This window comes from Pseudomonas sp. IT-P260 (genome assembly GCF_949768395.1).
GTDB lineage: Bacteria > Pseudomonadota > Gammaproteobacteria > Pseudomonadales > Pseudomonadaceae > Aquipseudomonas > Aquipseudomonas parakoreensis.
On the sequence record NZ_CATKPO010000011.1, the window covers coordinates 260,068 to 282,612 of the forward strand.

The 22,545-nt window shown below is 59.6% G+C and carries 20 protein-coding genes; 11 read left to right on the top strand and 9 right to left on the bottom strand.

The annotated features are described in order from the left end of the window. Positions 1 to 97 precede the first annotated feature (97 nt). The 7 genes from ACM6HV_RS08030 to ACM6HV_RS08060 all read left to right on the top strand — a co-directional run bounded on the left by ACM6HV_RS08030 (position 98) and on the right by ACM6HV_RS08060 (position 9,324). Entirely contained in the window at positions 98 to 1,102 is a 1,005-nt protein-coding gene (locus ACM6HV_RS08030) for a phosphate ABC transporter substrate-binding protein PstS (RefSeq protein ID WP_086792482.1), read from the top strand. Positions 1,103 to 1,557: 455 nt separating this feature from the next. Further along, positions 1,558 to 3,591 (top strand): ABC transporter permease subunit, encoded by a 2,034-nt coding sequence (locus tag ACM6HV_RS08035; protein ID WP_174376841.1) that lies wholly within the window; start codon positions 1,558 to 1,560, stop codon positions 3,589 to 3,591. A gap of 15 nt (positions 3,592 to 3,606) precedes the next feature. Further along, entirely contained in the window at positions 3,607 to 5,277 is a 1,671-nt protein-coding gene (pstA, locus tag ACM6HV_RS08040; protein ID WP_414903931.1) for a phosphate ABC transporter permease PstA, read from the top strand. A 144-nt stretch (positions 5,278 to 5,421) separates the two neighbouring features. After that, entirely contained in the window at positions 5,422 to 6,255 is an 834-nt protein-coding gene (gene pstB / locus ACM6HV_RS08045; protein ID WP_007962289.1) for a phosphate ABC transporter ATP-binding protein PstB, read from the top strand. A 70-nt stretch (positions 6,256 to 6,325) separates the two neighbouring features. After that, complete coding sequence (gene phoU, locus ACM6HV_RS08050) at positions 6,326 to 7,087, top strand: phosphate signaling complex protein PhoU (RefSeq protein ID WP_007962290.1); 762 nt, start codon at positions 6,326 to 6,328, stop codon at positions 7,085 to 7,087. Between the two features lie 178 nt (positions 7,088 to 7,265). Continuing rightward, entirely contained in the window at positions 7,266 to 8,219 is a 954-nt protein-coding gene (locus ACM6HV_RS08055) for a response regulator (protein ID WP_414903932.1), read from the top strand. 208 nt (positions 8,220 to 8,427) lie between these two features. Then, the gene (locus ACM6HV_RS08060; protein ID WP_414903933.1) at positions 8,428 to 9,324 is read left to right on the top strand and encodes a peptidoglycan DD-metalloendopeptidase family protein; all 897 of its coding nucleotides are present in this window, start codon (positions 8,428 to 8,430) and stop codon (positions 9,322 to 9,324) included. 114 nt (positions 9,325 to 9,438) lie between these two features. On the opposite strand, the gene ACM6HV_RS08065 is transcribed toward ACM6HV_RS08060, so the two are convergent. The 3 genes from ACM6HV_RS08065 to phoB form a co-directional block, all read right to left on the bottom strand. Then, entirely contained in the window at positions 9,439 to 10,779 is a 1,341-nt protein-coding gene (locus ACM6HV_RS08065; RefSeq protein WP_007962298.1) for a hemolysin family protein, read from the bottom strand. 123 nt (positions 10,780 to 10,902) lie between these two features. Continuing rightward, positions 10,903 to 12,189 (bottom strand): phosphate regulon sensor histidine kinase PhoR, encoded by a 1,287-nt coding sequence (phoR, locus tag ACM6HV_RS08070; protein WP_217436730.1) that lies wholly within the window; start codon positions 12,187 to 12,189, stop codon positions 10,903 to 10,905. Between the two features lie 74 nt (positions 12,190 to 12,263). Continuing rightward, positions 12,264 to 12,953 (bottom strand): phosphate regulon transcriptional regulator PhoB, encoded by a 690-nt coding sequence (gene phoB / locus ACM6HV_RS08075; protein ID WP_003229608.1) that lies wholly within the window; start codon positions 12,951 to 12,953, stop codon positions 12,264 to 12,266. Between the two features lie 151 nt (positions 12,954 to 13,104). Between phoB and ACM6HV_RS08080 the strand changes: the two genes are divergently transcribed. Further along, positions 13,105 to 13,482 (top strand): hypothetical protein, encoded by a 378-nt coding sequence (locus tag ACM6HV_RS08080; protein WP_041071626.1) that lies wholly within the window; start codon positions 13,105 to 13,107, stop codon positions 13,480 to 13,482. Positions 13,483 to 13,605: 123 nt separating this feature from the next. Here the strand turns inward: ACM6HV_RS08080 and ubiA are convergent, their stop codons facing one another. Next, positions 13,606 to 14,496 (bottom strand): 4-hydroxybenzoate octaprenyltransferase, encoded by an 891-nt coding sequence (gene ubiA, locus ACM6HV_RS08085; RefSeq protein ID WP_108184232.1) that lies wholly within the window; start codon positions 14,494 to 14,496, stop codon positions 13,606 to 13,608. Next, a complete protein-coding gene (locus tag ACM6HV_RS08090) occupies positions 14,496 to 15,056 on the bottom strand; it encodes a chorismate--pyruvate lyase family protein (protein ID WP_414903934.1) in 561 nt (186 codons plus the stop codon). Before ACM6HV_RS08090 ends, ubiA begins: the two co-directional genes overlap by 1 nt. A gap of 200 nt (positions 15,057 to 15,256) precedes the next feature. On the opposite strand from ACM6HV_RS08090, the gene ACM6HV_RS08095 reads away from it, so the two are divergent. From ACM6HV_RS08095 to ACM6HV_RS08105, 3 genes are all read left to right on the top strand, one after another. Next, entirely contained in the window at positions 15,257 to 15,424 is a 168-nt protein-coding gene (locus ACM6HV_RS08095; protein WP_145593732.1) for a rubredoxin, read from the top strand. Positions 15,425 to 15,444: 20 nt separating this feature from the next. Then, positions 15,445 to 16,593 (top strand): NAD(P)/FAD-dependent oxidoreductase, encoded by a 1,149-nt coding sequence (locus ACM6HV_RS08100; protein ID WP_414903935.1) that lies wholly within the window; start codon positions 15,445 to 15,447, stop codon positions 16,591 to 16,593. A 190-nt stretch (positions 16,594 to 16,783) separates the two neighbouring features. Further along, positions 16,784 to 17,059, top strand: coding sequence for an HU family DNA-binding protein (locus tag ACM6HV_RS08105; RefSeq protein ID WP_003213368.1), 276 nt, complete (start codon positions 16,784 to 16,786; stop codon positions 17,057 to 17,059). Between the two features lie 95 nt (positions 17,060 to 17,154). Here ACM6HV_RS08105 and ACM6HV_RS08110 read toward each other — a convergent pair whose 3' ends face one another. The 4 genes from ACM6HV_RS08110 to tssI are packed head-to-tail and all read right to left on the bottom strand — an operon-like array spanning position 17,155 to position 22,218. Next, a complete protein-coding gene (locus ACM6HV_RS08110) occupies positions 17,155 to 17,511 on the bottom strand; it encodes a hypothetical protein (protein ID WP_414903936.1) in 357 nt (118 codons plus the stop codon). Positions 17,512 to 17,524: 13 nt separating this feature from the next. Further along, positions 17,525 to 18,226 carry a DUF2931 family protein gene (locus ACM6HV_RS08115; protein WP_414903937.1) on the bottom strand — a complete coding sequence of 234 codons (702 nt, stop codon included), beginning with the start codon at positions 18,224 to 18,226 and terminating at the stop codon, positions 17,525 to 17,527. After that, positions 18,213 to 18,884: a DUF2931 family protein gene (locus ACM6HV_RS08120; protein ID WP_414903938.1), complete on the bottom strand. Its 672-nt coding sequence runs from the start codon at positions 18,882 to 18,884 to the stop codon at positions 18,213 to 18,215. Before ACM6HV_RS08120 ends, ACM6HV_RS08115 begins: the two co-directional genes overlap by 14 nt. Continuing rightward, the gene (tssI, locus tag ACM6HV_RS08125; protein WP_414903939.1) at positions 18,877 to 22,218 is read right to left on the bottom strand and encodes a type VI secretion system tip protein TssI/VgrG; all 3,342 of its coding nucleotides are present in this window, start codon (positions 22,216 to 22,218) and stop codon (positions 18,877 to 18,879) included. The genes ACM6HV_RS08120 and tssI overlap by 8 nt, the downstream gene beginning before the upstream one ends. Between the last annotated feature and the right edge of the window lie 327 nt (positions 22,219 to 22,545).

Sequence of the window (22,545 nt, forward strand, 5' to 3'; positions counted from 1 at the left end):
CCTTTCATCCAATTGTCATATTTCAGCCATAGAGTGTTCACACGGCCTGCTGATACTTGGCCCCGACTTAACACACCCTATCTGCTAGGAGTAAGGCATGAAACTGAAGCGTTTGATGGCGGCAATGACTTTTGTCGCTGCTGGCGTTGCGACTGCCCACGCGGTAGCCGCTGGCGTTGACCCGGCAATTCCGGCTTACACCAAGGTCACCGGTGTATCGGGCAACTTGTCCAGCGTTGGTTCCGACACTCTGGCCAACCTCATGACCCTGTGGGCTGAGAACTACAAGAAAGAATACCCGAACGTAAACATCCAGATTCAGGCTGCTGGCTCCGCCACCGCGCCACCTGCGCTGACTGAAGGCACCTCCAACCTGGGCCCGATGAGCCGCAAGATGAAGGACACCGAACTGGCGGCCTTCGAGCAGAAATACGGCTACAAGCCAACCGCTATCCCGGTGGCCGTGGACGCCCTGGCGGTGTTCGTGCACAAGGACAACCCGATCCAGCACCTGACCATGGAACAGGTTGACGCGATCTTCTCGTCCACCCGTCTGTGCGGCGCCAAAGCCGACGTGAAAACCTGGGGCGACCTGGGTGTGACCGGCGACCTGGCCAACAAGCCAGTGCAACTGTTCGGTCGTAACTCGGTATCCGGCACTTACGGCTACTTCAAGGAAGAAGCCCTGTGCAAAGGCGACTACAAGCCTAACGTCAACGAACAACCAGGTTCGGCGTCGGTTGTGCAGTCGATCAGCTCCTCGCTGAACGGCATCGGCTACTCGGGCATCGGCTACAAGACTGCCAGCGTGAAGACTGTTGCTCTGTCGAAGAAAGGCAGCACTGACTTCATCGAAGACACCGAAGAAAACGCCCTGAACGGCAAGTACCCACTGTCGCGCTTCCTCTACGTTTACGTGAACAAGGCCCCGAACAAGCCTCTGGCCCCGCTGGAAGCCGAGTTCGTGAAACTGGTTCTGTCCAAACAGGGCCAGGAAGTGGTGGTGAAAGACGGCTACATCCCACTGCCAGCCAAGGTTGCTGCAAAAGCACTGGCTGACCTGGGTCTGCAGGAAGGCGGCGCTGAAGTCGCAAAAAAGTAACAAACTGAGTCAGGGGGTGAACCCCGCCTGACTCATGTGGGAGCGAGCCTGCTCGCGAAGCGGCCTTCAGAACCGGCACTTTCGCGAGCAAGTTCGCCCCACACTCCCCGAATTCTTTTATCCACTGCCAGTGCCCTGCTGGCGGCGGATTTGCTGCGTCACTGCATTGTCATCTTTCTGTCATACAGGATCGCTAGGGTGTGCGCATGAATGATCTGGCCAATTCCAAAATGACTACGAACCCTCCCAAGCGCATTGACTTCAATACGCCTGAGTTGCAACGCAAGCGCCGCATTCGCGCGCTCAAGGATCGCTTCACCCGCTGGTACGTCCTCGTTGGCGGTCTGGCGGTGCTGGCAGCCATCACGCTGATCTTCTTCTTCCTCGCCTACGTCGTTGCCCCGTTGTTCCAGGGTGCCAGCCTGACCGCGAAAGATGCCATTACCCCGGCCTGGATGCAGGACGCCGGCAAGCCGCTGATGATTTCGCTCGAAGAGCAGAATCAGGTGGCGATGCGCGTTTCCGACAAAGGCCAGGCGCTGTTCTTCGACATCGACAGTGGCGCTGAATTGAAGCGCGTCGATCTGCCGGTTCCTGCTGGCGCGACCGTCACTTCCATTGGCGAAGATCAGCCAGGTCATCCGCTGGTAGCGGTGGGCCTGTCCAACGGCCAGGCGCTGGTGTTCCGTCACACCTATAAAGTCAGCTATCCCGATGGCAAGAAAACCATCACCCCGGCCATCGAATACCCGTACGGCGAAGCGCCGATCGCTGTGAACGAGAGCGGCGGGGCACTGGAGCACGTGAGCCTCAATGCGACCGATTCGACGTTGATGCTGGTGGGTTCGACCGGTGCGCAACTTAATGTGCTGTCGCTGACCAGCGAAGAAAACATGATGACCGGCGAAGTCACCAACGAGCAGAAGCGTATCGAACTGCCGCAGATGACCGAGCCGGTGAAAAACATCTTCGTCGATCCGCGCCAGCAATGGCTGTACGTGGTCAACGGGCGCGCCCAGGCCGACGTGTTCAGCCTGCGCGACAAGAGCCTCAACGGTCGCTACAAACTGCTGGAAAACGCTGACGCCGAAGTCACCGCGAGCACGCAACTGGTGGGCGGCATCTCGCTGATCATCGGTGACTCCAAGGGTGGCCTGGCCCAGTGGTTCATGGCCCGTGATACCGATGGCGAACTGCGCCTGAAGCAGATCCGTACTTTCCAGATGGGCACCACGCCGATCGTTGAAATCACTGCCGAAGAGCGTCGCAAGGGCTTCGTGGCCCTTGATGCCAGCGGCAAGCTCGGTGTGTTCCACAGCACCGCGCACCGCACGTTGCTGGTCGAGCCGGTGGCCGAAGGTCAGGGCCTGTTCGGCCTGTCGCCGCGCGCCAACCGGGTGATCGTCGAGGCCGGCGGCAAGCTGCAACCGCTGCTGCTCGACAACCCGCACCCGGAAGTGTCGTGGAGCGCGCTGTGGAGCAAGGTCTGGTACGAGAACTACGACGAGCCTAAATACGTCTGGCAATCGACGGCGGCCAACACCGATTTCGAACCGAAACTGAGCCTCTCGCCACTGACCTTCGGCACCCTGAAAGCCGCGTTCTACGCCATGCTGCTGGCGGCACCGCTGGCGGTTGCCGCAGCGATCTACACCGCGTACTTCATGGCCCCGGGCATGCGCCGCAAGGTCAAACCGGTGATCGAGCTGATGGAAGCGATGCCGACGGTGATCCTCGGGTTCTTCGCCGGTCTGTTCCTCGCCCCGTATGTGGAAGGGCATCTGCCGGGCATCTTCAGCCTGCTGATGCTGTTGCCGATCGGCATTCTGGTGGCCGGTTTCACTTTCAGTCGTCTACCCGAGTCGATCCGCCTGAAAGTCCCGGATGGCTGGGAAAGTGCACTGCTGATTCCGGTGATTCTGTTTGTCGGTTGGTTGTCGCTGTACATGAGCCCGTACATGGAGAACTGGTTCTTCGGCGGTGACATGCGCATGTGGATCTCCCACGACCTGGGCATCACCTACGACCAGCGCAACGCTCTGGTGGTCGGTCTGGCGATGGGTTTTGCGGTGATCCCGAACATCTACTCGATTGCCGAAGATGCCGTGTTCAGTGTGCCGCGTGGCCTGACCCTCGGTTCCCTGGCGCTCGGTGCCACGCCGTGGCAGACCATGACCCGGGTGGTGATCCTCACCGCCAGCCCGGGCATTTTCTCGGCGCTGATGATCGGTATGGGCCGTGCGGTCGGCGAAACCATGATCGTGCTGATGGCCACGGGTAACACCCCGGTCATGGAAATGAACCTGTTCGAAGGCCTGCGCACCCTGGCCGCCAACGTCGCGGTGGAAATGCCCGAGTCGGAAGTCGGCGGCAGCCACTACCGCGTGCTGTTCCTCTCGGCGCTGGTGCTGCTGTTGTTCACCTTCGTCATGAACACCCTGGCAGAACTGATTCGTCAGCGTCTGCGCAAGAAATACTCGTCGCTTTAAGAAAGGTAGAAGTCTGTGAAACAGAACTCCCTGAATGGATGGTTCAAGAGCGGCGCCCCGGGCGTCTGGATCAGCGGTGGCGCGGTGTCCATCGCGGTCATCATGACCATTGGCCTGCTGGCGGTGATTGCCGTGCGCGGTCTGGGTCACTTCTGGCCGGCGGACCTGATCCACGCCAGCTACGACGTACCGGGCCAAGCCAATCACCTGGTCATCGGCGAAGTGGTACAGAAAGAAGAAGTACCGCGCGCACGCCTGAAAAGCGCCGGCCTGCCGGTGCCTGATCAGGGCCCGGAATTCATGACCCGCGAGCTGATCAAGGTCGGCAACCGCGACCTGAACGGCAACGACTTCACCTGGGTGGTCGGCGAGTGGCTGACCAAGCAGACCACGCCGCCGGAACTGATGGCGATCGAGCGTCGCGAGTGGGGCAACTTCTACGGCTACCTGGTCAACGTCAAACAGGACGGCAAGGTGATCGCCGAAGGTGAAGCGGCGTGGCCTGAGTTGCAAGCGCGGATCAACCGGGTGAACGGCCTGGCGGCCCAACTCAAATCGCTGGAAAAGACTGACATCGGGGCGATCAACTCAGGGCTGGAGCGCATCCGTCTGCACGGGCGCAAACTGGAACTCGACGGCAAGCTCGACGCCACCGCGCAAGCGGACATGGACGCCGAGCGTGCCGAGCTGAACGCGCGTTATCAGGATGTCGAAGCACGCCTGAGCGATCTGCATGCGCAGTTCAACCGCGACGCGTTGACTGCTCGCGATGCCAACGGCAAAGAGATCGAAATCAGCCTGGGCAAAGTGGTTCACGCCTATCAGCCGAATGCCATGGGCACGATGACCAAGATCGGTTTCTACTTCAGCAAGGTCTGGGAATTCCTTTCCGACGATCCGCGTGAAGCGAACACCGAAGGCGGGATCTTCCCGGCGATCTTCGGCACCGTGATGATGACCCTGATCATGGCGATGATCGTCACCCCGTTCGGCGTGCTGGCGGCGGTGTACCTGCGTGAATACGCCAAGCAGAACACCCTGACCCGAGTGATCCGCATCGCGGTGAACAATCTCGCCGGTGTGCCGGCGATCGTCTACGGCGTGTTCGGTCTGGGCTTCTTCGTCTACGTGCTGGGTGGTTCGGTCGACCGTCTGTTCTTCCCTGAAGCGCTGCCGGCGCCGACGTTCGGCACACCGGGTCTGCTCTGGGCTTCGCTGACTCTGGCGCTGCTGGCGGTACCGGTGGTGATCGTGGCGACCGAGGAAGGTCTGGCGCGTATCCCGCGTACCGTCCGTGAAGGCTCGCTGGCACTGGGCGCGACCAAGGCCGAGACGCTGTGGAAGATCGTCCTGCCAATGGCCAGCCCGGCCATGATGACCGGCATGATCCTCGCCGTGGCTCGCGCCGCCGGTGAAGTGGCGCCGCTGATGCTGGTGGGTGTAGTGAAACTGGCACCGTCGCTGCCAGTGGACGGCAATTACCCGTACCTGCACCTGGACCAGAAGATCATGCACCTGGGCTTCCACATCTATGACGTCGGCTTCCAGAGCCCGAACGTCGAAGCGGCACGGCCGCTGGTGTACGCCACGGCGTTGCTGCTGGTGCTGGTGATCGCCACATTGAACCTGTCGGCGGTGTGGATTCGTAACCACCTGCGCGAAAAATACAAAGCACTGGATAGCTGATTTTGCAGCACTGATTTCTATGTGGGAGCGAGCCTGCTCGCGAAGGCATCACCGCGGTTTCATAGACAAACCGCAGCGCCTGAATCGCCAGCAGGCTGGCTCCCACAAAAACCGAACCGAATTTGTTAGCACAGGGAGCCTCCCATGCAGCACGAAACACATACCCACGGCATCAACATGTCGGCCCTGGGTCGCGACAAGCAGAGCCTGAGCCTCGAGCAGGAAACGGTGGCCATCGAAGTCCCGGGCCTGAGCCTGTTCTACGGTGAGAAGCAGGCGCTGTTCGACGTCAGCATGAACATCCCGAAACAGCGCGTGACCGCGTTTATCGGCCCGTCCGGCTGCGGCAAGTCCACGCTGCTGCGCACCTTCAACCGCATGAACGACCTGGTTGACGGCTGCCGTGTCGAAGGTGCGATCAACCTGTACGGCAACAACATCTACCGCAAGGGTGAAGACGTCGCCGAACTACGTCGGCGCGTCGGCATGGTGTTCCAGAAGCCCAACCCGTTCCCCAAGACCATTTACGAAAATGTGGTCTACGGTCTGCGCATTCAAGGCATCAACAAGAAGCGCATCCTCGACGAAGCCGTCGAGTGGGCGTTGAAAGGCGCGGCCCTCTGGGATGAGGTCAAAGACCGTCTGCATGACTCGGCACTCGGCCTGTCCGGTGGTCAGCAGCAGCGTCTGGTGATTGCCCGCACCATCGCGGTTGAGCCGGAAGTGTTGCTGCTCGACGAGCCGTGCTCGGCCCTCGACCCGATCTCGACCCTGAAAGTCGAAGAGCTGATCTACGAGCTGAAGTCAAAGTTCACCATCGTCATCGTGACCCACAACATGCAGCAGGCCGCGCGGGTTTCCGACTACACGGCGTTCATGTACATGGGCAAACTGGTGGAATTCGGCGACACCGATACCCTGTTCACCAATCCGGCGAAGAAACAGACCGAAGACTACATCACCGGTCGTTATGGCTGACAGTTGCGGTTATTCACAGAATTGACGCTGCGGCCCACCGCACCTTACCGGACGCTCCAAGGACGCCAACATGATTAGTAAAGAAGGCCTTACCCACCACATCTCCGCGCAGTTCAACGCCGAGCTTGAGGAAGTGCGCAGCCACCTCCTGGCCATGGGCGGGCTGGTCGAGAAGCAGGTCAACGACGCGGTCACCGCGCTGATCGAGGCCGACTCCGGCCTGGCTCAGCAGGTGCGCGAGATCGACGACCAGATCAATCAGATGGAACGCAACATCGACGAAGAATGCCTGCGCATTCTCGCCCGTCGTCAGCCGGCGGCGTCCGACCTGCGTCTGATCATCAGCATCTCCAAGTCGGTGATCGATCTGGAGCGCATCGGCGACGAAGCGACCAAGATCGCCCGCCGCGCCATCCAGCTGTGCGAAGAAGGCGAAGCGCCGCGCGGTTATGTCGAAGTGCGTCATATCGGCGACCAGGTGCGCAACATGGTGCGCGATGCGCTGGACGCGTTTGCCCGCTTCGACGCCGATCTGGCCCTGTCGGTGGCGCAATACGACAAGGTCATCGACCGTGAATACAAGACCGCGCTGCGTGAGCTGGCCACCTACATGATGGAAGACCCGCGCTCCATTTCGCGGGTTCTGAGCATCATCTGGGTGCTGCGTTCGCTGGAGCGTATCGGCGACCACGCGCGCAACATCTCGGAGTTGGTGATCTACCTGGTACGCGGCACCGATGTGCGGCACCTGGGCCTCAAACGCATGAAAGAAGAAGTTCAAGGCACAAGCGGCGAAACCGCTAATGTTCCGGGCGATGCTGACGATAAGTAAGATTGCCTGAGAAAAGCGCCCGGCCCTTTGGCCGGGCGTTTTTGTTTATGGCGCTTGAACAGAGAATCGAATTGAAAAGCAGCACCCGCGAACGAAAAGTCCCGGCGTGACTGAAGATTGTTGGCAATGTGCCATCAGCAAAGCGGTATGCTTGCCGGGATTTTTATAGGGGTGTTGGATGAGCAAGATCAGTGTGTTGGTCGTGGACGACGCTTCGTTCATTCGCGACCTGGTGAAAAAGTGCCTGCGTAATTACTTCCCGGGGATCCGCACCGAGGATGCCATCAACGGCAAAAAGGCTCAGGCCATGTTGGCCAAGGAAGCATTCGACCTGGTGCTGTGCGACTGGGAAATGCCGGAAATGTCCGGTCTTGAACTGCTGACCTGGTGCCGCGAGCAGGACAATCTCAAGACCATGCCATTCATCATGGTCACCAGCCGTGGTGATAAAGAGAACGTGGTGCAGGCGATTCAGGCCGGCGTTTCCGGCTACGTCAGCAAGCCGTTCACCAACGAGCAACTGCTGACCAAGGTCAAGCAGGCGCTGAACAAGGTCGGCAAGCTCGACACCCTGATGAACAGCGCACCGACCAAGATGAATTCGGCATTCGGCAACGATTCCCTGAGCGCGTTGACCGGTGGCAAGCCTGCGGTGGTCGGTGCTGCGCCGGCCGCTGCTGCGGCCAATCCGTTCGCCAAGCCTGCCGCTGCGGCGGCGCCTGCTGCGGCGCTGTCCCGCGGCTTGCTCAACAGCCCGCCAGTCCAGGCTCCGGCCGCCTCCAAAGCGCCCGCCGGCGGTCGTGGCCAGGGCCAGTTGCGCCTGCCCGGCGGCACACAGCAATGCGTGATCAAGGCCCTGAGCATCAAGGAAGCGCTGTTGGTGGTGAAACGCACCGAGGCCCTGCCGCAGATTCTCGACAGCGCCGTGCTCGATCTGGAGCAGGGCGACAACGCCGAAATCGCCCGCCTCAACGGCTACCTGCACGCCATCGTTGCCCACGAACAGAAAGCCGACAGCGACTGGCTGCAACTGACATTCCGTTTCGTCGACCAGGATGCGCAGAAGCTCGACTACATCTCCCGCCTGATCGCCCGCGGTACGGCGCAGAAGCACTTCGTTCCGGGCGCTTGATCTCTATCGCCTGACAGTCCGTCTTCGCGAGCAGGCTCGCTCCCACCTTGAAATGCATTTCAAATGTGGGAGCGAGCCTGCTCGCGAAGGGGCCATCAACAGCACCACCCATCTCCCGCACCTGCCAATTTGAAACATCTGTCGACTAGCCTGGTCTGTCTCAGCTGCTAGGCTCTTTTCCAGGCCTTCCTTCGACAGATTCCTGCCCATGCTCGCGCGCCTGCTGTTTCTCTGTGGTCTTTTCCTGGCCTCCACCTCGACTGTGGCCATGACCATCTACAAATCCACCGATGCCAACGGTGTCGTCTCGTACAGCGACCGACCGAGCAAAGGCTCGCAGGTGTTCGTGTTTCAGGACCGCATGGTCGAACATCTGGAGCGCCAGGTGTACCTCGACATCAAGAAGCAGAAGGGCGCCGACGTGGTGTTCGTGCGCAACGATCTGTATGCGCCGGTCGAGATTGCGCTGGCGTTTATCGGGATGAGCAACGTGCGTGGCGCACCGGCCCAGACCATCCGCCGAGTGCTGCCTGCGCGCAGTAATACCCGGTTGGCGCTGCTCACAGCGATTACCCAGGGTCAGCCGCTGGTGTATTCACCGCAATTTCAGTATTCGCTGGGTGACCCTGCAGGCGCCGCGCAGAGCTATCGCTATCCTTTGCCGTGGCGGGGCGGGCCGTTCCGTCTGAGTCAGGGCGCCAACGGCCAGTACAGCCACTACGGGCCGAAGAACCGGTATGCGATGGACATCGCCATGCCGGTCGGCACGCCGATCATTGCCGCACGGGCCGGGGTGGTGGTGAAAACCGAAAATTCGCAGAGCGGGCGCGGCAATGATGCGTCCGGCAATTTTGTCCGGGTGCTGCATGACGACGGCACGATGGGCGTGTACCTGCACCTCAAGCAAGGTTCGGTGAGCGTGCGCGAGGGTCAGCGGGTAACGGTCGGCAGCCCGCTGGCGCTGTCCGGCAATACCGGCAACAGCAGTGGCCCGCACCTGCACTTTGTGGTGCAGCGCAATACCGGGCAGGGGCTGGTGTCGATTCCGTATCAGTTCAACCAGCCGCTGGGGGCGTTGCCCAACTTTGCGTTGGGCAAGCAGTGATGTGTTGCATCCGTTGGCCCCTTCGCGAGCAGGCTCGCTCCCACCCTGGAATGCATTTCAACTGTGGGAGCGAGCCTGCTCGCGAAGGAATCGGCGCGGTGCCCGGTCAGCCCATCAATCCAGCATCAACACCTTCGCCAGCACAATCTTCGGCCCTTTCATCTTCTTGATGATGATCCGCAGGCCTTCGACTTCCAGCACTTCTTCCTCTTCCGGGACGCGCTTGAGGGTCTCGTAGACCAGCCCGGCGAGGGTTTCCGCTTCGATGTGATCCAGGTCGATACCGAGCAGGCGTTCAACTTTGAACAGCGGCGTGTCGCCGCGTACCAGCAGCTTGCCCGGTTGATACGCGAGGATCCCGCGCTCGGCCTTGCGGTGTTCGTCCTGGATGTCGCCGACCAGCACTTCCAGCACGTCTTCCATGGTCAGGTAGCCGATGATGTTGCCGTCGGCCTCTTCGACCACGGCGAAGTGCGAGCCGCCCTTGCGGAACTGCTCCAGCAATTGCGACAGCGGCATGTGCCGCGACACGCGCTCCAGCGGGCGGGTCAGTTCAGCCAGGTTGAACGACTCGGGAATGTGGTCCAGCGCCGCCAGTTCCAGCAACAGGTCCTTGATGTGCAGCAGACCGACGAACTCCTGGCGTTCGCTGTCGTACACCGGATACCGGCTGAACTTGTGGCGACGGAACATCGCGAGGATTTCTTTCAGTGGTGCGTTGAATTCGAGGGTGATCAGGTCTTCGCGGGAGTTGGCCCAGTCGACCACTTCCAGTTCGCCCATCTCCACCGCCGAGGCCAGCACGCGCATGCCCTGGTCGCTCGGGTCCTGACCACGGCTGGAGTGCAGGATCAGTTTCAGTTCTTCGCGGCTGTAATGATGCTCGTGGTGCGGGCCGGGTTCGCCTTGGCCGGCGATGCGCAGAATCGCGTTGGCGCTGGCGTTGAGCAGGTAGATCGCCGGGTACATCGCCCAGTAGAAAAGGTACAGCGGCACTGCCGTCCACAGCGACAGCAGCTCGGGTTTGCGGATCGCCCATGACTTGGGCGCCAGCTCACCGACCACGATGTGCAGGTAGGAAATGATGAAGAACGCGGTAAAGAACGAAATGCCTTTGACCACTTCCGGCGACTGCACGCCGACCGCGCTCAGCAGCGGCTCGAGCAGGTGCGCGAACGCCGGTTCACCGACCCAGCCCAGGCCGAGGGAGGCGAGGGTGATACCGAGCTGACACGCCGACAGGTACGCATCCAGCTGACTGTGTACGGTGCGCAGGATGTGCCCGCGCCAGCCGTTCTTGTCGGCGATGGCTTCGACCCGGGTCGAGCGCAGTTTGACCATGGCGAATTCCGCTGCAACGAAGAAGCCGTTGAGCAACACCAGGATCAGAGCGAAAAGAATCATGCCGAAATCGGCGAAAATCGTAGCGAGGGACAAGCCAGGGGAAGGGTCCATGATGGAGTTTTGCAGGTTCCGTGTGATTCGTAAGAGAGAAAAAGTCGCGCCTGAAAGGCAGACGCAAGTCAGCCAATGTAGCGGCTGACTTGGCGATTGCCTAGTGGCGCGTGCTGGCCGGTATCACTCGGCGGCGCTGATGGCCCGTGCCTGGGCCACCTGGGCCGGGGCGAAGTGGCAGGTGAACGTGCTGCCATGACCGGGCACACTGCTGATCTCCATCCGTGCGCGGTGGCGCAGCAACACGTGTTTGACGATTGCCAGGCCCAGCCCGGTGCCGCCGGTGTTGGAGTTGCGACTGGAGTCGACACGGTAGAAGCGTTCGGTCAGGCGCGGCAGGTGCTTGCTGTCGATGCCGATCCCGGAGTCCTGCACGCTCAGGTGCGCGCCTTGCTCGTCGCCCCACCAGCGAATGCGGATGTTGCCCTCGGCCGGGGTGTACTTCACGGCGTTGAACACCAGGTTGGAGAAGGCGCTGCGCAGTTCCGCCTCGCTGCCCTTGAGCAGGATCTTGCCATCGGCTTCGAGGGTGATTTTCTGGTTTTTCTGCCCGGACAACTGCTGCGCATCGCTCTTGATCGACTGCAGCAGGGTGTCGATCTGCACCGGCTGATTGTCCGACGGGTAATCGGTGGCTTCCAGTTTCGCCAGCAACAGCAGGTCGTTGAGCAGGGTCTGCATGCGCCCGCCCTGTTGCTGCATCTGCTGCAGGGCGCGGCTCCAGCGCGGATTCACTTCCTCGACATTGTCGAGCAGGGTTTCCAGGTAACCGCAGATCACCGTCAGCGGCGTGCGCAGTTCGTGGGAAACGTTGGCGATGAAGTCTTTGCGCATCTGTTCCAGCTGATGGATGCGCGTGACATCGCGCACCAGCATCAGATGCTCGTTGTTGCCGTAACGCGTGAGGTACAGCTGAATGCGCACCCGATCATTGGTCGGCGAAGGGATTTCCAGCGGTTCGGCGTAGCTGTCCTGCTCGAAGTATTCCTTGAAGCGCGGATGGCGCACCAGGTTGGTCACCGGTTGGCCGCTGTCCTGCGGGGTCTTGAGGCCGAGCAGGGTTTCGGCGGCGCGGTTCCACCATTCCAGGTTGCCGTCGCTGTCGAGCATGATCACTGCATCTTTGAGCGCGGCGGTGGACTCCTGTACCCGATCGATCACCGCTTGCAGGCGTCCGCGTACCCGTTGGTCGCGGCGTTGCAGGTGGTAGATGCTGTCGAACACCTCGCCCCACAGGCCATAGCCATCGGGCGGTGCTTCATCGGGTTGGTGCAGACGCAGCCATTCGTGCAGGCGCAGCAGTTGCTTGAGCGTCCAGGCCAGATACAGGCCCAGGCCGGCAGCGAGGCTCCAGCCGTAATAGCCGCTGATCAAGCCGATCACCAGGCAAGCGGTGACCAGCAACAGCATGTGGCGAATCAGGGTGCCATGCCAGTTTTGATTCACGGAAAATACGGTCCTTGTCAGCGAGTCTGGCGGTCGGATCAGGCCTTGGTGGAAAACCGGTAGCCGGTGCCGCGCACGGTTTGTACCAGATTTTCGTAGGCATCGCCGAGGGCCTTGCGCAGGCGCCGGATGTGCACGTCGACGGTGCGCTCTTCAACATAGACGTTGCCGCCCCAAACCTGATCCAGCAACTGCCCGCGCGTGTAGGCGCGTTCCTGGTGGGTCATGAAGAATTGCAGCAGACGGTATTCGGTCGGGCCCATCTCGGCCGGACGGCCGTCGATGGTCACGCGGTGGCTGATCGGGTCGAGCAGCAGTCCACCGACTTCGATCGGCGCTTCGCCATCGGTCGGACCGGCGCGGCGCAGCACGGCCTTGAGGCGGGCGACCAGTTCGCGTGGGGAAAACGGTTTGGTGATGTAGTCGTCGGCGCCGACTTCAAGACCCTGAATCTTGTTGTCCTCTTCGCCCTTGGCGGTGAGCATGATGATCGGGATGTCCCCGGTCAGTTCGTCACGCTTGAGGCGGCGGGCCAGTTCGATGCCGGAGGTGCCGGGCAGCATCCAGTCGAGCAGGATCAGGTCCGGTTTGCGGTCAACGATGATGGCGTGTGCCTGCTGCGAGTTCTCCGCCTCGAGGCAGTCATAGCCGGCCATTTCCAACGCAACGGCGATCATTTCGCGAATGGGCGCTTCGTCGTCGACGATCAGAATGCTCCTGCCAACCATGCCTTAATCCTCTTGTCATTTAACTGTCTTGCGCCGCATTAGATAACGGAATTATTGCAGTCGTGTGACAGTATTTTAGTCGCCCGGCGGTTGGCCTGATCCTGGACTAAGCTCTAAGTCCGAATCCTGACAACCACAAAAGAAGGTTTCCATGACTCAAATGACTGCTTCTTTCAAAGCCCTGCTGATGGCTGCTGCCGTTGCATTACCGTCGATGGCGTTCGCCGCTGACCCGGTCATGATGAAAGACGGCATGATGACCGATCACAAAGGCATGACCGTGTACACCTTCGACAAGGACACGGGCGGTAAATCGATGTGCAACGGCGATTGCGCGAAGAACTGGCCGCCGATGATGGCGCCGGCGGGTGCCAAGGCTGAAGGCAAATTCACCCCCATCAAGCGTGATGACGGCACGATGCAGTGGGCATATGACGGCAAGCCGCTTTACACCTTCAAAATGGATGAAAAACCAGGCGACATGAAGGGGGAAGGGTTCAAGGACATGTGGCACATGCCTAAACACTGATTCCTGCAGCAACTACATCCCTGTGGGAGCGAGCCTGCTCGCGAAAGCAGTGTGTCAGTTAACACATTGGCTGACTGACACGACGCCTCCGCGAGCAGCCTCGCTCCCACAGGTTTTTGTGGATCAGCGCAACGCGTAATCCAGCACGATCCCGACAAAAATCGCCAATCCGGCCCAATGGTTGTGCAAGAACGCCTTGAAGCAACGCATGCGGTCGCGATCGCGGGTGTACCAGAACTCCCACGCATAACAGCCCGCGGCCACCAGCAGGCCGAGATGGAACCACGTCCCCAGCTCGAACTTCGACCCGGCCAGCAGCAGACAGCCCAATGACAGCGCCTGCAGGGTCAGGATGATTACCCGATCCGCATCACCAAACAGAATCGCCGTGGATTTCACGCCGATCTTCAGGTCATCGTCACGATCGGTCATCGCGTAATAGGTGTCGTAACCCACCGTCCACAACAGATTGGCGATCCACAGCAGCCACGCGGCGGCAGGCAGTTCGCCGGTTTCGGCGGTGAACGCCATCGGCATGCCCCACGAGAACGCCGCGCCGAGCACCACTTGCGGGTAATAGGTGTAGCGCTTCATGAACGGATAGGTGAATGCCAGCGCCAGGCCGCCCAGCGACAGCCAGATGGTCGGCGCATTGGTGCACAGCACCAGCAGGAAACTCACGCCCATCAGCAGCGCGAAGAACACCAGCGCCTCTTTAGAACTGATCTTGCCGCTGGCCAGCGGTCGTTGCGCGGTGCGTTTGACGTGGCCATCAACCTTGCGATCCGCCCAGTCGTTGATCACGCAACCCCCGGCGCGGGTCAGTACCACGCCGAGGACAAAAATCACGATATTGGCCAGCGAAGGCGAGCCCTTACCGGCAATCCATAGCGCCCATAGCGTCGGCCACAGCAGCAGGTAAATGCCGATCGGCTTGTCCATGCGCGTCAACTGAATGAAATCCCAGGCGCGTGGATTCAAGCGGTTCAGGGACTTGAGCAGGCTCTGGTACATCAGCAGTTCTCCGGATGGGCGCGGGCGGCGTTCCACAGCGTCGGCAGGAAAATCTCTGCCACCAGCACGCTCAAGGCGCCACGGTCGAAGCGCGAGCGGCGGCCCCACAGCTCCGGCGCGCGGCATTCTGACGGCAGCCAGTCCTGCGGGTAGTGACAGACCTCGATGGCGCGGCGCTGGAAGGCGTGGTCGCAAAACAGCAATTCGCCCAGCGAGCGGCTGCCCAATTCTTCCATGTGCAAGCCGTCGCCTTGCAGGGCGGCGCGTGACGCCACGCTGCGGGCGAACACCCAGGCCTCGCCGTGACCGCGCAGGTACACCTCGCGCACCCAACCTTCGCTGCCTTCGGCCAGATCCAGCGCCGTACATTCGTCGCTGCGCAAAGTGTCCCAGCCTTCGAACAGCGGCGTGACGCTGAAGCCGTCATTCGACAGCCGCGTCAGGCGGCGGGTCAGCGAGCCTTCGTCGAACAACCAGTTCAGGGTCAACGAATCGGGAAGGGGCGTCAGTCGGCTTTGAGTCAGCCAGAGCGGGGCCGGGCAGGCATTTGAATGGTGCACAATGAGTCATTATTGGCCGCAAATGAGGCGGCGAGCTTAACATGGCGTGCTGCGAATTTGATGGATCCGGGTCGCCGTTGCGCCGAACAGGCTTGCATCTGCCCGGCACCCTCAGTACAAAACGCCCTGAGCCGGACGGCAGCACAACCACCATCGACCGTCCGCGCCGACCAAAGCCTGAATCCTGAGGAAGTACCTGAATGAAAAAGTGGCAATGCATCGTCTGCGGCCTGATCTACAACGAAGCTGACGGTTGGCCGGATGACGGCATCGCGCCAGGCACCGCTTGGCAGGACGTGCCGGAAGACTGGCTGTGCCCGGACTGCGGCGTCGGCAAGTCGGACTTCGAAATGATCGAAATCAACTGAGAAAAACCAAGGAGTAAGGCATGAACGCACCTGTCGTAATCGTCGGCACCGGGCTTGCGGGCTACAACCTGGCCCGGGAATTTCGCAAGCTCGACAGCGAAACCCCGCTGCTGCTGATTACTGCAGATGATGGCCGCTCATACTCCAAACCGATGCTCTCCACCGGTTTCGGCAAGAACAAGGACGCCGATGGCCTGAGCATGGCCGAACCCGGCGCTATGGCCGAGCAATTGAAGGCCGAAGTGCGCACCCACACGCGCATCAGCGGCATCGACGCCGGCCACAAGCGCCTGTGGATCGGCGAAGAAGCGGTGTACTACCGCGACCTGATCCTCGCCTGGGGCGCGGAAACCGTGCGGGTGCCGATCGAAGGCGATGGCGCCGAACGGGTATTCCCGATCAACGATCTCGAAGACTACGCACGCTTTCGTGCAGCCGCTGCGGGCAAGCGCCGCGTGTTGCTGCTGGGAGCGGGCCTGATCGGCTGCGAATTCGCCAACGACCTGATCCTCGGCGGCTACGAGGTGCAACTGGTGGCGCCGTGCGAGCAAGTGATGCCAATGCTGCTGCACCCCGCCGCTGCGGCCGCCGTGCAGGCCGGGCTGGAAAGCCTGGGCGCGCGTTTCCACCTCGGTCCGGTGCTGACCCGTCTGCACAAAGTCGCGGACGGGCTGGAAGCGCATCTGTCCGACGGTCAGGTGATTGCCTGCGATGTGGTGGTGTCGGCCATCGGCCTGCGCCCGCGCATCGATCTGGCCGCGGCGGCCGGGGTGCAGGTCAATCGCGGTGTCGTAGTCGACCGGTATCTGAAGACGTCCCACGCCAATATTTACGCCCTGGGCGACTGTGCCGAGGTCGATGGGCTGAATTTGTTGTACGTGATGCCCCTCATGAGCTGCGCGCGTGCGCTGGCACAAACCCTGGCGGGCAATCCGACGGCCGTGAGTTACGGCCCGATGCCGATCACGGTGAAAACTCCGGTATGCCCGTTGGTCGTGTCGCCACCGCCTCGGGGCAGCGAAGGTGTCTGGACCGTCGAAGGGCAGGGCGCCGACATCAAGGCCCTGTGCCACAGCGCCGAGGGTCAGTTGCTCGGCTATGCGCTGACCGGCGCGGCAGTGATGGAAAAACTCGCCCTGAACAAACAGCTTCCGCCCCTGCTGGCGTAAATACCGGTCGTTCTGTCGGAATCACCCCGCTTTTGCCTCTACAAAGGTCGCGGGGAGACTGGCGCCGCCGGTATCCGCGTGCCATTCTCACTCCCGTCTGCCGCAGAGTAGAGCCTGCGGCGCCTTGGGCGCTGTTCCAACGAGAACAGCACGGACATAACAACAAAAAACCGTCAAAGGGGCTTCACTAATGCGTAAACCAGAACTCGCCGCTGCAATCGCTGAAAAAGCGGATCTGACCAAAGAACAGGCCAACCGCGTGCTCAACGCCGTCCTCGAAGAAATCACCGGCGCTCTGCACCGCAAGGACAGCGTCACGCTGGTGGGCTTCGGCACCTTCCTGCAACGCCACCGCGGCGCCCGCACCGGCAAGAACCCGCAAACCGGCGAACCGGTGAAAATCAAGGCCAGCAACACTGTTGCATTCAAGCCAGGCAAGTCGTTGAAAGACAGCGTCAATCCTTAAATTGCGGCGAACTCCCTGAGAAGCAGGGAGAACTGCAATAAAAATGGGCACACCGATTGCGGTCGGGTGCCCATTTTTTGTGGCTGCCAATCGGCTTACTGACGTCGGAAACAGGCCTTGCCGTTGCCGAAATCCACGGCCAGGCAGTTCGGTTCGATGGCTAGTTGCAGATCCTGAAACAGGGCCGACAAATCGCTGTTCGAGGCCGCCTTGGTCCCGCTCTTCAGCGTCACGGTGTTGTTCTGCACCTGCCAGGTGCCCTTGGCAAAGCCATCTGCGCTGCCATACGCCACGCCGGCGTCAAACGTGCCGTCCTTGCGCAGCAGCAATTCGGCGCCCATTTCCATTGCGCCGGTCAGATAGTAATGACCGTCCAGTGACGGGGTATCTGCAGAGGCCTGAGTGACGGGTAGCCACATGAGTGCTGCGAACAACAGGGGTTTCAATTCCATGAGGTAAAGCTCCTTACCAGCTCCCGAAGGGGATGCCGAATTTTTCGATGTAGGTTTTGGAGGCATCAGAAAGAGGCCGATGTTTACCGCCGGATTTGCCTTCGTAGGGGCCTTTGGGGTTGATGGTTCCTTGCACGCGGGCAATTTCGACCGACTTCAAACAGGCTCCCCCTAGCCAAACCTTTACAATGCCGCCGGGGGCCAGACCGATACCCATATTGTCACGGGATTCGGTGATCCACTCTGAGCCAAACCTGCAGTACGCTTTTTCGGGTTTGCGCATGATTTCCCGTGCAGATTCGGGAATTACGATGTACGCCTCGTAGGTTTGGGGTTCGGCCAGTGACTGCCATCGCACGTAGATCAGGCGAGGTAAATCGGCGCCAGTTACATATTTGCCTTTGCCGCTGCCGGGGTTGTCCGGCCAGCCAGCGGGGTTGCCTTTTTGATCGTCAGGCCTCTGTACTGAAGCAATGCCTGATCCTGCCCGCCGGAACACTCTTTCTTGGATATCCACCACATCGGCGGTTTCAATCCAGACCTCCATGTAGTCCGGTGCTCCAAAGCCAAGGAACCAGGGCAGTTTGTCTTTCGCTTGAGCATGAGTTTGAGTGCAAACCGCCAGCAGAAGGCCTGTAAACAGGCTTGTGAGTTTCTTGATTCGAAGGGTCGAGCTTCTCGGCATGATCACCGGGCTGTCCTTACCAAGAGCCATAAGGAATTCCAAATTTTTCCACGTAGGCCCTGGACTCCGGCTCAAGAGGCAGAGCATAGCGGCCTTCATTTTTTCCTTGGTATGGACCCTTTTTATTCACGGTGCCTACGATCCGGGCAATCTCGATTGCCTTGAGGCATGTTCCAGTGAGCCATACTTTGGCAATGCCGCCGGGTGCCAGCCCAATTACCAGGTTTTTACGCGATTCAGTAACCCACTCCGAGCCAAAGTTGCAGAACGCTTTTTCGGGTTTGCGCATGATCTCCCGGGCTGATTCGGGGATGACGATATAGGCTTCATAAGTCTGAGGTTCGGCCAGAGATTGCCAGCGTACGTAGACCAAGCGGGGCAGGTCGGCACCCGTTACATACTTGCCTTTTCCGCTTCCAGGGTTTTCTGGCCAACCTGCGGGGTTGCCCTTGTGCTCCACGGGATTCTGTACTGATGCAATACCCGAACCGGCACGCCGAAACACTCGCTCCCGGATATCCACCACGTCTGCTGTTTCTATCCAGACCTCCATATAGTCTGGTGCTCCAAAGCCAAGGAACCAAGGCTGCTTCTCTGCAGCATGGGAGACATCTTGTACACAGCCAGCCAAAAATGTGCCAAGCAGGAAACATATTGTTTTGCCGAGACGTCGAGTGAAGTCATTCATGGGGGTGCACGACTCGTTGGTTGCTCTTGGCCGGGCGGTTGATGAAAACGATGTTCATGTCGCTGCTGTTCAAGCCCTTGGCTGCATTCCAGTGAGCGGAAAGATGGATATAGCGCCTACGTAACAATTCCCTTTCTTTGATGGTCAGGCCTTCGACAGATGATTTTCCAAGCGCATAAGCTTCAAGCTTGGCATGAATCGGGATCAATTCCGCCGGCAAGGACAGTCTTGGCTCATTTTCGTCAATCTCCTCGAATGGGACTCCATGTCTGACCGCCAGCTCACGCATGATACGCAGATACACCAGAGACAGCTCCCCGTGTACTGGTCGCTCAATGCTGGCCGCCGTGTAAACCCGCTTCTGGGGATCCTGCCTGTATCCGCCTTTTTCCGTTGGTTGAGTCACGGCTCTTTCCCAAAGTGCAACGTGTAAATGACTGCCCGTGGTGTCCTCTTCGATGACGCCTTTTGCATACCAGGCATAGGTTTCTTTTTCGGCAGCAGCATAGGCTGCACTGCGGGTCGCGTCCTTGTCTCGGCTGATAGTGCTGGTGAGCGGGTTGCTCAGCAGAAGTTTTTCCTTGGCTTTAGGCAAATAGCCGCCGCCCAGATCCGAGTGAGCGCCGGGCAAGACCAGATCGATGTCGCCCAGGCTGTTGAGTGCGAAGTTCTCGCGATATTCATCACGGGCAACCAGGTGGACTATTTTGTTGGCGCAACCATCAGGCAGCTTCAACTCGAGGCCGGGGTTTCTACTGTTGGCGCCGGTAAAATCGAGCAGCCATGGGTTGGCGATTGCTGCAACGGTGTCAAAAAGCCCAATGAAGTTGATCTCCGTATCGACCTTGAATCGCCAGTTGAAGCCTTCAACCAAGCCGCTGGAAAGCGACTTGGCGAGTAGCCCCTCATTACCCTTAAGCACTTCATTTGCAAAGTGTCTGGCTGCTGCGGCTCCTCGGCTGAAACCGAAAATATCGAATTCGATTCGCTGAATTACCAATGCTGGGTTCCGTTCAATCAGCTGCCGTATTTGTTGCCTGATAACTGTCGGACTTTGCTCTACACGAGCGACTACGCCTGTTTCACCTCTACCTGTTGCTTGTGAGTAGAGAGAGTCGGCGTCATTGCTTTTGGTGCCGACGCCTTCTATGTAAACCGCGATCGATGCGGTTTTTGCGGACACTGGTAAAAGCTTGTAAGTGTCGTCGGTGTAAAGCTCATACAACCTCGCAATATTGCTCACATCATTCCCGTAACTGTTATCCGGCGAGTTTCCATCACCGTCGTAACCGTAGGTGGCGCAGTGCTGCTGGATCTCTGCAGCCGCCTCCGCAAGATTCGCGTCCGGGGCGTAACACGCTGCGACCGTCTCGCTGTTGGCTTTGTTGTTCCCCGTGCCATCGAAAAACACCCCGATACGCAAAGTTATTCCCCCCGGCGTCTCATCCTCCAGGTCGACTTCTTCCTCCTCTTCCTCAAGCTCTTCCTCTGCGCGTTCGTGTACCGCTGGCGCACTGAGTAATGCGCCATCCAGTCCAGGCAGCAGCAGAGGGGGCGCTTCACTGTCTTGCGGTTCGCGGTCCGTTTCGATTTCAGTGCTGCTGAAAATGCCACCGCTATCGATCACGAGGTGATGGCCGCCAGCCTTCAGCGTGATGCTCACGCCGGCATCCAGCACCACACTGGCGCCAGCCTTGAGCAGCACTTGCTGGCCGGCCTCAATGTCGAGAGCCCGGCCAGCATGGGTGTAACTGTTGCCATTGATGGTTTCGCGGCGCTCGTTGCCCACTTCCAGTTGAAAGCTGTTGCCGATTTTTTGCGCCATGTCGCGCTGTGCGCGCACATGGATGAGCTCTTGCCCGGCACGATCCTCGATCGACAGTTCGTTGTAACCGCCATTGCGTGGCGAGCTTTCGCTGCGCAAGACAGTTCGGGTCTTGTGATCGGGTAACGAGTAGGGTGGCGCGGTAACTCTGTTGGACACACAACCGGTGATCAGTGGTTTGTCCGGGTCGCCCTCCAAAAAGGACACCACGACTTCCATGCCAACCCGCGGAATGGTCACTGCGCCAAAATGATCGCCGGCCCAACTGCTCGCTACGCGTACCCAACAACTGCTGCGCTCACTGTTGAGTTCTTTGCGATCCCAGGGAAATTCGATCTTCACGCGACCGAACTCATCGCAATAAATCTCTTCGCCTTCGGGGCCGGTAACCCGTGCGGTCTGAGTCACCAGCGGACGGCGTGGCGGCGGCAGTGCAGGCCTGAATACCATCTCGCCAGGAATCACGCTAAAGCGATTGCGGTAGCCTTGGGTAAAACCATCGGCGGGTTCGACGTTGCCGGTGCTGGTCTCCTCAAGCACTTGCGGCTGGCGGCCTTCGTGAGTAACGCTGAGCAGCAGCCACAGATCGTTGCACTGTTTGCGCGGGTGTCCGGTCAGCTCAAACAAGTGCCCGCAACGAAAATTTGTCTGATCGCTTTCGCCATCGCCCCTTTCGTAATCACTACGGTGGCGCTCCAGCGCTTGCCGGGCAACTTGCTTGCCGCGCCTGTCGTTTTCAATCAATAGCGGATAACGGTAGTCCTCCAGCACTGGAGTGAAGCCGGCAGTGAAGCGGGCTTCAAGCAACAGGCTCGGGCGTTTCAGGTCGTAGTCACGACGGGTGACGGTGCTGGTGCGCGTACTGTTGCGCACACTGAATCGGCTGACCACCTGATGCTCGGCCACCATGCCGGATTCCTGCAGATACGGCATCGCAGCCAACGTGGGGAGAAACACCTGGTCATCGGTGAACACCAGCAGGTGGCCGTCCGCCGAATGCTGGTGATGCCAGGCGATCCCGTCCTCGGCGCACAGGCGCTGTATGAATTCAAAGTCGCTTTCCGCGTACTGAGTGCAATAGTCGCGTGGCGGATTCGAGGCGACATGAAAGGTAAAAGCATCACCTTGAATGCCATGCCTTTTGAGCACCTGCGCGATGATCTGCGGCACCGTACGCTGCTGAAAAACCCGCTGATCATGACTGAACTGCAGATAATGCAACGCAGGCACCAGCGTCAGCTCATAGTGGGTCAGGCGTTTTCCGCTTTCACCCACCCGCACATCTTCAATGCGCCCGTGAATACCTTCGTGGTTGAACCCGAATTGCAGAAATGCCGGCTGACTGAGCAGGCCTTCCAGATCGATATCTGCTCGCTCGCTGACCAGCTCGACCCGGATCGCGTAAAGGCAGCTGATGGCTTCAGCGCCATCAAATGCGAGCACCTTGAAGTCGTGGAGAACGCTGGGGATTTGCAGGATAAAAGGCGCGCAACTGCCTGTGCTGAACATACGCTTGTCCTTAAGCAGGTGAGTCGATGCGCGGTGTTCGATCGTCCCTGATCGCCACGCGAAAAGAATTTGCCAAGGCACGCTAGCGACGCAGGAAATAAATTGATGTAAGAAGTATCCCTGACATTTGTCAGAGTATTCCGGGCGTGAAAGTGTTGTGCGGATTGAAGGAAATGTCTGTGGGAAGTCACTTCGATAATTATTGAGTTAGCACTGAAGTGCAGCATTCACGAGCTGTATAAAGTTTCAGAAGCATGAATTGCCATCAAATTGATGGCACTTTTGTTGTTGAGTGTTGTCGCCGGTAAATCGTTTGTAAAATCCAAT

Bases quoted from the DNA above. Each gene is read 5' to 3' on its own strand.
- ACM6HV_RS08030 (WP_086792482.1), top strand. From the start codon at position 98: ATGAAACTGAAGCGTTTGATGGCGGCAATGACTTTTGTCGCTGCTGGC.
- ACM6HV_RS08035 (WP_174376841.1), top strand. From the start codon at position 1,558: ATGCAGGACGCCGGCAAGCCGCTGATGATTTCGCTCGAAGAGCAGAAT.
- pstB (WP_007962289.1), top strand. From the start codon at position 5,422: ATGCAGCACGAAACACATACCCACGGCATCAACATGTCGGCCCTGGGT.
- phoU (WP_007962290.1), top strand. From the start codon at position 6,326: ATGATTAGTAAAGAAGGCCTTACCCACCACATCTCCGCGCAGTTCAAC.
- ACM6HV_RS08055 (WP_414903932.1), top strand. From the start codon at position 7,266: ATGAGCAAGATCAGTGTGTTGGTCGTGGACGACGCTTCGTTCATTCGC.
- ACM6HV_RS08060 (WP_414903933.1), top strand. From the start codon at position 8,428: ATGCTCGCGCGCCTGCTGTTTCTCTGTGGTCTTTTCCTGGCCTCCACC.
- ACM6HV_RS08065 (WP_007962298.1), bottom strand. From the start codon at position 10,779: ATGGACCCTTCCCCTGGCTTGTCCCTCGCTACGATTTTCGCCGATTTC.
- phoR (WP_217436730.1), bottom strand. From the start codon at position 12,189: ATGCTGTTGCTGGTCACCGCTTGCCTGGTGATCGGCTTGATCAGCGGC.
- phoB (WP_003229608.1), bottom strand. From the start codon at position 12,953: ATGGTTGGCAGGAGCATTCTGATCGTCGACGACGAAGCGCCCATTCGC.
- ACM6HV_RS08080 (WP_041071626.1), top strand. From the start codon at position 13,105: ATGACTCAAATGACTGCTTCTTTCAAAGCCCTGCTGATGGCTGCTGCC.
- ubiA (WP_108184232.1), bottom strand. From the start codon at position 14,496: ATGTACCAGAGCCTGCTCAAGTCCCTGAACCGCTTGAATCCACGCGCC.
- ACM6HV_RS08095 (WP_145593732.1), top strand. From the start codon at position 15,257: ATGAAAAAGTGGCAATGCATCGTCTGCGGCCTGATCTACAACGAAGCT.
- ACM6HV_RS08100 (WP_414903935.1), top strand. From the start codon at position 15,445: ATGAACGCACCTGTCGTAATCGTCGGCACCGGGCTTGCGGGCTACAAC.
- ACM6HV_RS08105 (WP_003213368.1), top strand. From the start codon at position 16,784: ATGCGTAAACCAGAACTCGCCGCTGCAATCGCTGAAAAAGCGGATCTG.
- ACM6HV_RS08110 (WP_414903936.1), bottom strand. From the start codon at position 17,511: ATGGAATTGAAACCCCTGTTGTTCGCAGCACTCATGTGGCTACCCGTC.
- ACM6HV_RS08115 (WP_414903937.1), bottom strand. From the start codon at position 18,226: ATGGCTCTTGGTAAGGACAGCCCGGTGATCATGCCGAGAAGCTCGACC.
- ACM6HV_RS08120 (WP_414903938.1), bottom strand. From the start codon at position 18,884: ATGAATGACTTCACTCGACGTCTCGGCAAAACAATATGTTTCCTGCTT.
- tssI (WP_414903939.1), bottom strand. From the start codon at position 22,218: ATGTTCAGCACAGGCAGTTGCGCGCCTTTTATCCTGCAAATCCCCAGC.